This window comes from Enterococcus sp. AZ020, assembly GCF_050499205.1.
GTDB lineage: Bacteria > Bacillota > Bacilli > Lactobacillales > Enterococcaceae > Enterococcus_L > Enterococcus_L dunnyi.
Window position 1 is genome coordinate 3223537 of record NZ_JBIPAT010000001.1, and the last position, 13277, is coordinate 3236813.

The window sequence follows — 13277 nt, forward strand, 5'->3', positions numbered from 1 at the left end:
TCTCCTCCTTGCAAATGTAGAGTCCTCTCTTTTATTATACGGTAATAAAAAAATAATCGCAATGTAAAAAAAATATTATTATAGTGAGAAATTAAATATATATTTAAAATTAAAATAAAAAAATATTGATATGTTTGATAGAGAATGATATTTTTAACTTGAAGAAAGCGCTTTCTTAAAAATCTATAAGGAGAGAGAACCATGAAAAAAATTATATTATCCTCATTGATATTTGTTTGTTTTGGATTGAATTTAGCGTTGAATGCTGAGGCGGATGAACTGCCTGAAGGATTAGAGATAGAAATTGGTATGCAGGATTTAACTACGGGTGAAATGCTTACGGACAATTTAGAAATTACTGATGTAAAAACAAGAGAAGGAATAAAAAAGAGCATCAATCCATTTGAAGAGAACTACATTTCAGAAATAGAAGTATCATACTCAGTTCCAGAAGATCAGAATCTAAGAGCTCAAAATACGAACACTTCAGACCAATACGGTGTGGCCAAAGCTTATGTATTGATCGATTATGATGTCTCTGGTCAGACAATAAGGATCAATGGTGGTGGTTGTAGTTGGACGCTAAACAGCAGTTTGATGTCAGTTTATGATCGATCATTTGTTCTATCAGCACCCTTTGGAGTTAATATTTTACAAAGAACACCTGCTAGTAATAGTTATGTCTACTATAGTACTGGTTGGGGGTATGTGACAAATTACGGTGGGACGCAAAGAGCATATGCCAGTTCAGCGGCTACAGGTGGAGCTAGTGGGATGACTCAATATAGACTAACGAGTATTGTCTATCCAAGAACTGCGAGAGGAGATGAAAGTAATGAGGAAAATAAATAAACGATTTCTAGTTTTTTTCTCGCTACCAATTCTGATCTGCATTCCGGGACAGATAGGTTATGCAGCAGAAATCGATCGAGCATTAGAAAATGATGTCGAGGTAAGAATGACAAATATGGAGACGTTGGAAGATCTTTCTAAAGAGGTAAAAATCACAGCAATTTCAGATAAACCTGCATTGGAAACTTTTACAACAAAACTAGGGCATGAATATAGGGAACGAACGGTTGAAGCTGAGTTTTCATTACCCGACGACTATGGTACTCGGGCATCACAGACTGGAACGAGCAATAATGGGATAGTAACGGCCAGCGTGACGATTACTTATTCTTTTTCCGGTAATCAAGTACAGGTATCAAATTGTTCAGGAAATTGGTCAAAGTCGAGCTCTTCTGTATTTATCACGAATCGATATGTGACTTATCGAGGACCGATTATCCAACAAACGGGTTACGGTTATCCAACGACAGACTCGTTTAGTTACAATACAGGTTTTGCTTATGCAACTAAAAATACTGCTGGAAATGGTAGAGGGTATAGTTCAGCTTATACAAGGTTAAGCGGTATGGGAGACGTATTCCTTGAAGTTGTAGCACATGTACCGCAATAAAGGATAGAAGAATGACTTGATACCAATAATTATTACAATTATTTTTGAATGAAGAAAATTTATTCAATATTATAAAAAAACAGATTAGAAATCATGTTTTATGATTTTCAGTCTGTTTTTTTATTTCTAGAATATTAATTAGGTTAAAATGATGAGTTTATCAAGGACATTATCTATTGATATCCTTAATTGTTAAGAACGCTCATTTCTATTTAAAAAAAGATAATCCATTTTTCGATATTCTTTAGGTGATACGCCCGTCTTTTTTCGAAATAGCCGACTAAAATAAGCAAAATTATCTAAGCCGACCTCAAGTGAAATCGCCTGGATTGTCAACTTGGAATAACGTAATAAATCCTTAGCGTAGGTAATCTTTTGACTGATTTGGTAGTCTATTGGAGGTTGCCCGATGTATCTGGAAAAATCTTTTGACAACTGAAATTTATTTATGTGAAACATATTTTCCAATTCTTCTAAAGAAATGCTATTTACATAATTTTCATCTAAATATTTTTTTACATGAAAAATATAGTTTGGTATGTCTTGATCGGAAAAATCTAGCTGGTATTTTTGAAGGATGAGCTCATTTAACAATTCATGGAGAAGCAGTGAATTTTGAAAAGCAGTTTTTGCGTTTGGTTCTTGTTGCAACTTTAGCAGTTTCTCAATAAGTAAATGAATTCGATTTAACCTAATGTCAGGAGCAGAAGTGTGAAAGACCGGATGCCCATTCTTGATAAACTCATTGTAGAAAATAGAGGTATTTCCTCCAGAAAAATGAACCCAATCCATCTCCCAAGGTTCAGAACTGACCGTTTTGTAATGCTGATAATTATTGCAGTCTATAAAAAAGAGATCACCTGCTTTAAGTGAGTATGTTTGATTTTTGTAAATCAATTGCCCTTCTCCGCTTAAAGTGAATTTGACTAGAAAAGAGGATAAATTTTCTCGCTCGGTAAAATAAGGTTTAGCTGCCTTGAACTGACCGATTTCCTGTACATAATAAAATAATTTACGGTTTTTTTGAGTCGGTGTATCAATAAAACGAGTTGAATCTGAACTCCAAGAGTGATTTGCTTTTTCCCAGTAATCCATTTTCTCAAATCCTTTCTACCAAGATAGTGCTATTATATATCAAAATTGTAGGATGTAAAATAGTAGATGGCCTTTTATACTATAAATGTAAACAGTTGGAATAAGAAATGTACTAATTTTTTTGAAATCAAAAAAATGAAAGGATGTGGAGTATATGGAGACGTTTGTCGCTATTGATATCGGTGCTTCAAGCGGTCGAGTGATAAAAAGTGAACGACTGGATGGAAAACTAACTTTGGAAGAAATTCATCGTTTCAAAAATGCATTTCATTTAGAAAAAGGTTTTCAGCGGTGGAATGTAAAAAATCTGATTCAAGAAATCTTGATTGGCTTAGAAAAGCTCAAAAGGAAAGGAATTCAAAAATGTTTTGTAGGTATCGATACATGGGCAGTTGATTATTGCTTAGTAGATAAAAATGGAGAATTATTAGCAAACCCAGTTTCTTACCGAGATCCCCGAACACAGGGAGCGATAGATTTGTTTCAACAAAAAATGGATCTGATCACATTGTTCAAAAAAACTGGAATTCAGATACAGCCCTTTAACACTATTTTTCAGCTTTTGATCGAGGACAAGCGAGTTTTAGAAGCTACAGAGAAAATAATGCTGATTCCTGACTATCTTGGATATATGTTCACTGATGAGATGGTGACTGAAAAAACAAACGGATCCACGATGCAGCTTTTAAATAATGAAACAGAAACGTGGGATGAAGAGTTGTTGCAGCTTCTGGGCATAAATGAAGAGTTTTTTGCACCTTTAGTAGACAGCGGCACTATTTTAGGGCCATTAGTTTCTGAAAAATTTACTGAATTTGACTTGCCGGAAGTTACCTTTATAAATGTTGCTAGTCATGATACTGCCTCGGCGGTTGCAGGTATACCGAGTGAAGAAAGAAAAAATTGGGGATTTCTTTCAAGTGGTACATGGTCATTACTGGGAGTTGAAACAAAAGTCTCCAACCATAGTGTCGAAGCATATAATGAGAATTATTCAAATGAATGGGGTGTTGAATCCAGCTACCGCTTCTTGAAAAATATCATGGGCATGTGGCTGATTCAGCAAGTATCTCACCAATTAGATGATCAATATAGCTATCAAGAGTTAGCTGATCTAGCATCAGAAGAACCAAAGTTTCAGCAGTTTATAGATATCAATGAAGCAATGTTTTTAAACCCTGAAAATATGATTGAAGCGATTCAAGATTACTGTCGAAAGACAGATCAGAAAATTCCGAAAACGACGGGTGAAATAGCCCGAAGTATCTTTGATAACTTGGCTTTATGTTACGCTTTAGAGCTGGAAAAACTTGAGAAACTATCTACTAAAATAGAAGTTCTTCATATTATTGGAGGAGGTTCCAATAATGAGTTGTTGAATCAGCTGACAGCTGATTTAAGCCATACGCCAGTATGTGCCGGTCCAAGTGAAGCAACGGCAATCGGCAATATTCTGATACAAATGGTTACGATAGGGATTTTTTCATCTGTTCAAGAAGGGAGAGACTACGTTCGGAAATCTTTTCCTCAGACATATTATCAACCGATCGATGTAAATAAAGAAGTTCTAGAAAATTATAAATGCTTTATTGAAAAGAGGAAAAATAATGACAATTGAAAAGAAGTATTTAGAGGCAAAAGAAAAATATGGAAAGCTTGGTATTGATACGGATAAGGCGCTAAACGAATTACAAAAAATCAAGATTTCTGTTCATGTATGGCAAGGAGATGATGTCAATGGATTTCTGAATGATTCAGCGCTTTCTGGCGGAATTTCTGTCACGGGTAGTTACCCCGGTGCTGCAACTACGCCAGATGAGCTAAGACAAGATTTGGAAAAAGCGTATTCCTTGATTCCTGGTAGGCATAAATTGAATTTGCATGCTATTTATTTAGATACTGAGGAAAAAGTTGATCTTGACGAGTTAGAGCCTAAACATTTCAAAAAGTGGGTAGATTGGGCGAAAGAACAACAATTAGGGCTTGATTTTAACGCCACTTTCTTCGCTCATCCAATGTTTAAAGATGGCTTTACTCTAGCTTCACCAGAAAAAGATGTTCAAAAATTTTGGATCGAACATGGAAAACGTTCGAGGAAAATTGCGGAATATTTTGGAAAAGAAACAGGTCAAGTAAGTATAAATAATTATTGGGTGCCAGATGGTTACAAAGATAATCCGATCGATCGTTTGTCACCAAGAAAGCGTTTGTTGGAAGCCTTAGATGAAATTTTTGCTGAAGAATTGGATCCGACATATATGTTGGATGCGGTAGAAAGTAAGTTGTTCGGCATTGGTGCAGAAGCTTACACGGTTGGCTCACATGAATTTTATATGGGGTATAGTTTAACACGAAACAAACTTCTTTGTTTAGACTCCGGACATTTTCATCCGACTGAAGTGATTTCAAATAAACTTTCTTCTCTCAGTCTATTCAATCCGGGCCTTCTGCTTCATGTAAGCCGCCCGGTTCGTTGGGATAGTGACCATGTTGTGATAATGGATGATGAGTTACAGGAAATCGGGCGTGAATTAGTTCGTAATGAGTTGTTGGAAAAAACAGTCATTGGTTTAGACTTCTTTGATGCTACGATCAACAGAATTGCTGCTTGGGTGATTGGGACTAGGAATACGCAAAAAGCTCTATTAAAAGCAATGTTAGAACCAATCAGCTCGCTAAAAGAGTTAGAATTATCTGGAGATTATACAAGCCGTATTGCGTTGATTGAAGAATTGAAAGACTATCCTTTTGCAGATGTTTGGAACTATTTTTGTATGATCAATAATGTTCCTGTTGGGTTGGAGTGGCTGAAAGAAGTACAAGAATACGAACAGACAGTATTAAGCAAAAGAAAGTAGAGGATCTTATGAAAAAAATAGATATATTACAAGCCGGCTTTGTTCAAGAAATGATTGAGGTTACTTCAAATATGTATCGTTTAGGTTGGGACGAACGCAATGGAGGAAATGTTAGCTATTTGTTGAAGGAAGAGCAGATTCTGCCATTTTTAGATACAAAAAAGGTTATTCGTACATTTTCAATGAAGTTTGATGCCGCGAAACTTGCTGGAGAGTACTTCATTATTACTGGTTCGGGAAAATATTTCAAAAATGTAAAAGAAAATCCTGCGGATAACTTAGGGATCGTTCGAGTGAATAAAGATGGACAAACCCTAGAGCTATTATGGGGGTTAGAAAATGAAGGGATACCAACAAGTGAGCTTCCTAGTCATTTTATGACTCATATAGCGCGCTTAGAGGTCGATCCAGAGAATCGGATTGTCATGCATAATCATGCGACACATTTATTGGCGATGAGTTTTTCTCATGAATTAGACGAGCGCAAGTTTACCAGAACCTTATGGCAAATGTGTACAGAGTGTATCGTTGTATTTCCAGAAGGTATTTCCATCATACCTTGGCTTGTTCCTGGAACGGTAGAGATTGGTGAGAGAACTGCTGAGAAAATGAAGGAGACGAGATTAGTATTATGGCCTCAGCATGGCGTATATGGTGTAGGTAAAACAATGGATGAAGTCTTTGGCTTAATTGAAACTGCTGAAAAAGCTGCTGAGGTTTATACCTATGTGTGTGCTCAGGGAGGAATGAAGCAAACAATTACAGATGAAAACTTGAATGAGCTGGCTGAATCTTTTAACGTAGTTCCTCGAGACGAGTATCTAAAATAAATCAGAAAAAAGTAAGAGGATGGGATAGAAGTGTTCAACTCCTAGAACCAAGTAAATACTGTGCAACACTGTTTATCTGCGACGAGTCTTTGACAAGAAAGCATCAACTCATTCTTCGTTGTTTTTTACAGCAATAAGAGGGAATTCACGAAAATTGTTCTTCAAATTTTTGTGACCAAGTAGGTACTGTGCAACATCAACTCGTTCCTCGTTGTGTTTTACAGCAATTTCAGCTTATTTCCGAAGCCTTCAACTCTTAGTGCTTTAGCACTTAGAATGTTGCTAGCTTCACTTTGTTCTTTGAACAATAATGAAACTGTATGCGTTAGCTGATGTGATCCAAGCGAAGCGTAGTGCAGTAGTTACTTCTGCTTCAAACGTTTATTCGTTTTAAAAAGGACTGGGGCATAACTCATAGAGTTATGCCCCAGTCCTTTTTTGTGCATGATTACAAGCTTGATTCTTTAGCCACCATAAGTTAACTTGATCATTTTGTGATCGACGACTGGAGATTCACCTTGTACTGGACCAAAATATTGCTCCATCATTTTTCGTAAGCTGCCGATTGTTTTTCTATCACGCATAAACTCGTAAAAGCCTAAAGGGTTTGTTGTTGGATGGCTGCCGATCCACGGCTGATCATCGAAAGAGATGTCTTTCCGCACAGAATAATGCCCCAAGGATTCTTGAAAACCGTAGCTTTGTACAAAAGCAAGGAATAGACGTGCAGCAGCTTTATGCTTTGTCAATTTGAACATAGCAATTCTTTGACCCCAAGAAATGAAGAAGTCTTTTTCTGGGATAAAAGATTGGGAAGGCTGAGTAGGAATTGTTTCATATCCAGTCAAGCTGCCAAGCAATTGATTTTTACCCACTAATAATGGGGGGCCGGCAGTTCCGCGAATAAATAACGGATTTAGTTTGGCTAAATCAGCTAGAAATTGTTCACCATGTTTTTTGATCATTTGATCGTACACATAGAGTACGGCATCATCATCGTGAGGATAAGTTAGAACCAGCTTGTTTTGATAGTCTGGTGTCAGCATATCCATAAGAGTTGATGGTACTGTTGAAATCCCTTCTTTCGCGTATTGTGGAAGGAAAGCAAACATACGAAAAACAGAAAAATCACCTTCTGGATCTTTAAATTCATCACGAATTTGCGAAAAGCCTAGTGGTTTAAAGGATTCTAAAACGCCAAGTTTTTTCCAATCTTCAAAATCATTTGATGTTTGAAGCATCGTTACATCTGGAGTTAAGTCACCGTTCAGTAATTCTTCATATATTTTTAAATCATGAATCTTTGATAGTTCTACCTTGATATCAATGGGTATTTTAGGGAATCTAGCTGTAAATAGTTTAGCTAAAGTATCCTGTTGATTCACTGCATCACCGCCAGCCCAAACTATGAGACTTTCTCCAGTATCAGCGAGTTCTTCGACTGCTAGAGTATAGAGCTCATCTAATTCCTTTTCTTCTAAAGACATATCCATTTCTCTTCCTCCTTATTAATTATGTAAAGTTAAACGTGTAAATAAATACATGTTTAATTTTATGTATTTATGTTATAATTATTGACACTAATTGTCAAGGAGAAGTCTAATGGCTAAAAAAAGAACACTACGATATATATTATTAGGGTTGTTGAATGATAACCCGATGACTGGATATGAATTGAATCAGTCGTTTCGAAATGAAATTGGTGAATTTTGGCAGGCGAAACACAGCCAAATATATCCAGAGTTGATAAAAATGGAAAAAGATGGTTTGATTTCTCATAAGATAGAGATTGCAGGGACGAAGCTTGAGAAAAAGTGTTATTCAATCACTGAAAAAGGAAGAGCTGAGCTGAATAGTTGGGTGAACTTAGCCACAGAGGAGCTTCCAGTAAATAGAGATGAATTCGTGGTAAAGCTGTATTTTATAAAAGATGCCACTGATCCCGCTCTCTATGAGGTTGTAGAAAATCAGTTGAAACTTCATGAAGAAAGGCTATCTCACTTAGAAGATAGGAAACGTCTGATTTTTGACTCTTCGAAAAAAATAGAGGCTAATTTTGGTCATTTTTTAATCTTAGATCATGGTATAAATCGTGAAAAAGAATATGTGGATTGGCTGAAGAAGATTCAATCTCAAATAAATGAACGATAAAAGTGATGTTTGACGTGTCGCTTTTATCGTTCGTTTCTATTTTACATCCGAGTCCTATATTCTTGAGGTGTATAATTTGTGAAATGCTTAAAGCGCTGATAAAAGGAAGTCAAATTAGAGATGCCAACTTTTTCTGCTATTTCGTAAATGGGCATTTCTTTGTTTTGTAGTAGTATCAATGCCTTTTTCATTCGTTGTTCGTTCACAAGCTGTTTGAACGTTTTACCAGAAAACTCTTTAATAAATTTACTGATATACGACGAATTATAGCCAAGTGTTTGGCACATGTCACTAAGGTTTCCTTTTTGATAATTTTGATTGATATAATCAAGGATCCTGTTAGCAAGTTCTTGATTTTTAACACCGTAGTGAGAAAAATTTGTATTGTAAGAACTTTCTCTTGAGAGATGTGAAATGAGAATCATAATATAATTATCAATGATGTCGTCTGAACAAATTCGCGGTTCGAAAAACTCACATAGAATATTTTGAATACAGTTTCTCAACAAAGGATCGTCTTTTGTATAATAAAGCAAATAATGATTGTGCGTATTTCGATGATTCATCAGTTCCGTCATAAATGTTGTGATCAGTTGATCTCTGGGTAACGTATTGATGAATTTATTAGAGAAAAAATTTTCATTGAGAATAATGTTGATACCAACATCATTTTCTCCTGTGGCAGCTACACTATGCGGTACATGTTTATCTAAAATAATGATATCTCCAGCCTTTAAAACAACTGTTTGATTTTCAACAGTTAATGTAAAAGAACCAGAATAAACATAAGTCATCACAATATAGTGAAAAATATGCATAGGAATCCGACCATTATTTTTCTCGTGGATCGAAACAATGTGGTTTCGATTCTTAAATTCTCTATTTGTATCAAATACAAACATTTGCTCGTTATTGAAAGGTACAGAAAGGAATTTATTATTGAAATGTTCAAATAATTCTTGATCTTCCATTCCGCTATACACACAATAGCGTCCCAAGGTTTTCTCTAATTCCTGATAATTCATATAAATCATCTCCATTTTTCCAAAAATTTGACAGTCTTAAACCCTTTTAATGACATTGAGAAAACGTTTTCTTTTCTTTATAATAAGAGTATCTTAATAGAAAAGCGCGCTCTTTGAGAGTAATTGTATCACAATCTGAAATTGTTAGGGGAGAAAAAATATGGAAACGAAGAAAACATTTTTTGATAGTTTGCAGGATATCCTTGGGAAATTATCAATGAAGATGAATGGGAATATCTATGTCAATGCGATCAAAGATGGAATGCTTGCTTATATGCCGTTTACTTTTATTGCATCGATCTTTCTGATTATATCCTTTTTTCCAATACCGCAGGTTGGCGAGTTCATTACAATGATCACGGGGTTAGAACAGCCCATTTGGCAAGCAAAGTTAAATTTAGTCAGTGATTCTAGTCTAGGGATTGGAGGTTTATTAGTATTAGTGGCTGTAAGTCGTTCACTTGCAGAGAAAATGAATATCAATGTGATTCAAGTATTAATGACCTCGATTGTGTCATATATTTTGTTGACACCTTATGGTCAAAGTGAAAGCGGAAGTGTGATCGAGGTTGCTTCATTAGGTGCACAATCCATATTTATTGCATTAGTCATCGCTATTTTAGTCGCAAAAATTTATGCATTTATTGATTCTAAAGGTTTGAAAATCAAGATGCCGGCAGCAGTTCCACCGGCTGTTTCAGCACCTTTTGAATCGATCATTCCTTCATTGTTGGTCATCACTTTTTTCTGGATCATTCGTTTACTGATAGATGGTATCTTTGCTAGTAGTGCATTAGAATTATTCAATGCTACTCTAGGTGCACCCTTGAAAATGATGGGAGGGTCGCTATTTGGAGTCATTATAGTGAAAATATTTAGTCAATTACTTTGGTTTTTCGGAATTCATGGCGATTCAATTGTTGGTGGTGTGATGTCACCGATTTTTCAAGTATTGCAAGATGAAAATAGAGCAGCATCAATAGCTGGTGAGTTGCCGACGAATATTATCAATCAGAGTTTCTGGGATAGCTTTGCTTCTATTGGGATCGTTGGCTCTATTTTGGCAATCATTGTCATTGCAAAAAGTAAACGCTACAAAGAAATGAAAAAAATTGCTGGTGTCCCTTATTTATTCAATGTTGGTGAACCAACACTTTTCGGTATTCCTTTGATGATGAATGTAACGTATTTTATTCCGTTTATATTAAGCAATGTTGTTTCTATCGTCATTTCATATAGCGCTTTTGCTTTTGGGTGGGTTTCCATTCCAACGGGATTAGCTCAAGTTCCTTGGACAACACCACTTATCATTAGCGGCTATCTAGTTACGGGTAGTATTGCGGGGGCTGTTCTTCAAATTATTTGTATTGTCGCAGTATTTTTCATTTGGCTGCCATTTGTTAAGGTAGCAGATAATCAGCTAATGAAGGAAGAGGCCGCTTTAGATGAAGGTAACAGTGCTTCATAAAGTTAATGTAGGACGGTGAGAGAAGATATGACGAAAAATAAAGAGTGGCAATTTCAAGGCGGATGGCTTCAAGGAGAATCAATGGCTTATGGCGTTGCTGATGAATTATATTATAAAAAAAATGCACATACTATTTTAAAAAAGACATTTATGCTTCAAGATTTTGATACAGCGTGCTTACATGTTGCTGCTCTTGGTTATTATATAGGTTACTTGAATGGGAAAAGAATTGGGGATGCTGAACTAAATAGTGACTGGACGAATTATAGAAAAAGAATTTACTATGATGAATATGATATTTCTAGTTATCTTGTTCAAGGAGAAAATGTGTTGACTTTTGAGCTAGGAAATGGAATGTATAATCCTTCGCCACTTAAATTACTGGGAAAGTATAATTTAAGAGAAAGATTGTCAATCATTGGAGAGCCTAAATTGATCTGTGATATAGAAACAGATGGGAAACTTTTGTTTTCTAGTGACACTACTTGGGAAACAAAGCAGGGGAATCGAATCGTTAATAATTTGTATTTAGGCGAAGTCGTTGATTTTACAAAAGCCCCTTCTTCGTGGGTTCAGGCTACAGTAGTACCATTTAATGAACAAGCTATAATGGTAAAAAGCTTTATTCCTAAGATAAAAAGCTTTCAGTCTGTATTGCCAGTTACTATAAGAAAGTCAAACGAAGAGATTATCATGGATTTCGGTGAAATGATTTCTGGTTTTATACACATTAAGTTAAACGCAAAAAAAAATCAGCGCGTCTGCTTGAAATATGGAGAGAGTTTGACCGATGGGAAGGTTGACTATGACTCTTCGTATGCTGGTAGTGTTGGCGCAAAAATTGGTGATCATAAAATTGACGGAGGTAAGGGAGCGCCAGAAGAAGCGATTCAACAAGATATTCTTATTTGCAGAGCAGGACTCAATGAGTTTCACAATAAATTCTCTTATCACTCTTTTCGATTTGTTCAAATTCAAGGCGTTGCGCTTGATGACATATTAAGTATCGAAGCAACGTATGTTCATACAGATGTGCAACAAATCGGACGGATACATTCAGATAATGACTATATAAATGAACTCTTTGCAGCAGCGTTACGTACAAAATTGAATAATATTCATTCTGTATTTGAAGATTGTGCGAGAGAACGATTGGGTTATGGTGGAGATATCGCTGCACTGGCAGACTCGAATTTATACTTATTTGACCTTGAAGCGTTTGCTCGAAAAGTGATCATTGACTTTAGAAATGACCAGACAAATTCAGGCGGGATTCCGGAAACGGCACCTTATATGGGGATTCAGACAAAGGGTACAGGAGAGGGTGAAGGTCCGATTCTTTGGCAGCTAGTCTATCCATATCTAACCTACAAGCATTATCAATTTTATGGTGATCAGGATGTTGTTGAAGAAGAATATCCATTCATAGAAAAACAATTGAATTATCTATTGTCTAAAGAATTAGAAGAGGTTGTTCAAAAATGTATAGGAGATCATGGAAGTCCATTGATTGCTGGACATTTTAACCTGAGTACACCTGACAAGTTATTTGTAGGGTATTGTACGATTTTATTATTTTTAAAATATAACATGTATCTAAGAAAAATTTTGAACAAAGAATGCACGTTTCTTCAAGAAAGATATAATGAGATTGAACGAACTGTTATTCAAAAATTTCAAAAAGAGGATAATACTTTTGGTGACGGTACGCAGACATCCTATGCCTTTGCTTTGGAACTAGGAATTGGGGATACGAAAAAACTGGCAAGGAAATTTGCTGAAAAAATTAGAAAAGAGCACTATATCTTTAATTCTGGAATTTTCGGCATGAGCCTAACATATAAAGGTTTACATCGATTCGGCTATGACTACATTATTGAAGAATGGTTATGTCAAGGCTCAGATATTAGCTTTAAAAAGATGCTTGGTAGTGGGAACAAATCTTTGGCAGAGCTATTTGTTGGTGATCACTATTCCAAGAACCATGCTATGTTTGCCAGTTATCAACAATGGTATTTTGAGGCTTTAGCTGGAATTACGATTTCAGAAGAGGCCATTGGTTTTTCAAAAATTACTATTAATCCTTATTTTTCTAAACGATTGAATCAATTTACTGCTACTATTTCGACAAAGAATGGAGAAATCAAATCAAGTTGGTATAGAGTAGAAGAAAAAATCGTTCTAAAAGTAGCGCTTCCTAAATCAATTGATTATAAAATTGATTTAAGAAGTTACGAGATAAGCGTTGAAGATGACGGACAGTCCCTATTTTTAGCGATCGAATGTTGAATAAATAATTTATTAGCCGTATGAAAGGTGTTCTCAAGCAAAAAGCGAAGAGGCACCTTTTTTTAATTGATGAATATAGAAAAATCTATTTCTATCCTT

General features: G+C 35.6%; 11 protein-coding genes. 8 read left to right on the plus strand and 3 right to left on the minus strand.

What is annotated here, in order from left to right; translation table 11 throughout:
- Positions 1–201: 201 nt before the first annotated feature.
- Together IGI58_RS15465 and IGI58_RS15470 are read left to right on the plus strand one after the other, a co-directional pair.
- On the plus strand, positions 202–852 hold the full coding sequence (locus IGI58_RS15465; RefSeq protein ID WP_429952686.1) for a hypothetical protein: 651 nt from the start codon (positions 202–204) through the stop codon (positions 850–852).
- Entirely contained in the window at positions 836–1462 is a 627-nt protein-coding gene (locus IGI58_RS15470; RefSeq protein ID WP_429952685.1) for a hypothetical protein, read from the plus strand. The genes IGI58_RS15465 and IGI58_RS15470 overlap by 17 nt, the downstream gene beginning before the upstream one ends.
- A 192-nt stretch (positions 1463–1654) precedes the next feature.
- Here the strand turns inward: IGI58_RS15470 and IGI58_RS15475 are convergent, their stop codons facing one another.
- The gene (locus IGI58_RS15475) at positions 1655–2557 is read right to left on the minus strand and encodes an AraC family transcriptional regulator (RefSeq protein ID WP_429952684.1); all 903 of its coding nucleotides are present in this window, start codon (positions 2555–2557) and stop codon (positions 1655–1657) included.
- Positions 2558–2711: 154 nt separating this feature from the next.
- Here IGI58_RS15475 and rhaB point away from each other — a divergent pair, with 154 nt between their 5' ends.
- The 3 genes from rhaB to rhaD are packed head-to-tail and all read left to right on the plus strand — an operon-like array spanning position 2712 to position 6245.
- A complete protein-coding gene (gene rhaB, locus IGI58_RS15480) occupies positions 2712–4175 on the plus strand; it encodes a rhamnulokinase (RefSeq protein WP_429952683.1) in 1464 nt (487 codons plus the stop codon).
- Complete coding sequence (gene rhaA / locus IGI58_RS15485; protein ID WP_429955272.1) at positions 4162–5415, plus strand: L-rhamnose isomerase; 1254 nt, start codon at positions 4162–4164, stop codon at positions 5413–5415. Before rhaB ends, rhaA begins: the two co-directional genes overlap by 14 nt.
- Before the next feature lie 8 nt (positions 5416–5423).
- Positions 5424–6245, plus strand: coding sequence for a rhamnulose-1-phosphate aldolase (rhaD, locus tag IGI58_RS15490; RefSeq protein ID WP_429952681.1), 822 nt, complete (start codon positions 5424–5426; stop codon positions 6243–6245).
- A gap of 464 nt (positions 6246–6709) precedes the next feature.
- Here rhaD and IGI58_RS15495 read toward each other — a convergent pair whose 3' ends face one another.
- The gene (locus IGI58_RS15495) at positions 6710–7738 is read right to left on the minus strand and encodes an ABC transporter substrate-binding protein (protein WP_429952680.1); all 1029 of its coding nucleotides are present in this window, start codon (positions 7736–7738) and stop codon (positions 6710–6712) included.
- Between the two features lie 109 nt (positions 7739–7847).
- On the opposite strand from IGI58_RS15495, the gene IGI58_RS15500 reads away from it, so the two are divergent.
- A complete protein-coding gene (locus tag IGI58_RS15500; RefSeq protein WP_429952679.1) occupies positions 7848–8396 on the plus strand; it encodes a PadR family transcriptional regulator in 549 nt (182 codons plus the stop codon).
- 41 nt (positions 8397–8437) lie between these two features.
- Here the strand turns inward: IGI58_RS15500 and IGI58_RS15505 are convergent, their stop codons facing one another.
- Positions 8438–9421 (minus strand): AraC family transcriptional regulator, encoded by a 984-nt coding sequence (locus IGI58_RS15505; protein ID WP_429952678.1) that lies wholly within the window; start codon positions 9419–9421, stop codon positions 8438–8440.
- Between the two features lie 160 nt (positions 9422–9581).
- On the opposite strand from IGI58_RS15505, the gene IGI58_RS15510 reads away from it, so the two are divergent.
- Both IGI58_RS15510 and IGI58_RS15515 read left to right on the plus strand, forming a co-directional pair.
- Positions 9582–10889, plus strand: coding sequence for a PTS sugar transporter subunit IIC (locus tag IGI58_RS15510; RefSeq protein WP_429952677.1), 1308 nt, complete (start codon positions 9582–9584; stop codon positions 10887–10889).
- Positions 10890–10916: 27 nt separating this feature from the next.
- Positions 10917–13178, plus strand: a complete 2262-nt coding sequence (locus IGI58_RS15515; protein WP_429952676.1) for a family 78 glycoside hydrolase catalytic domain — start codon at positions 10917–10919, stop codon at positions 13176–13178.
- The last annotated feature ends 99 nt before the right edge of the window (positions 13179–13277 follow it).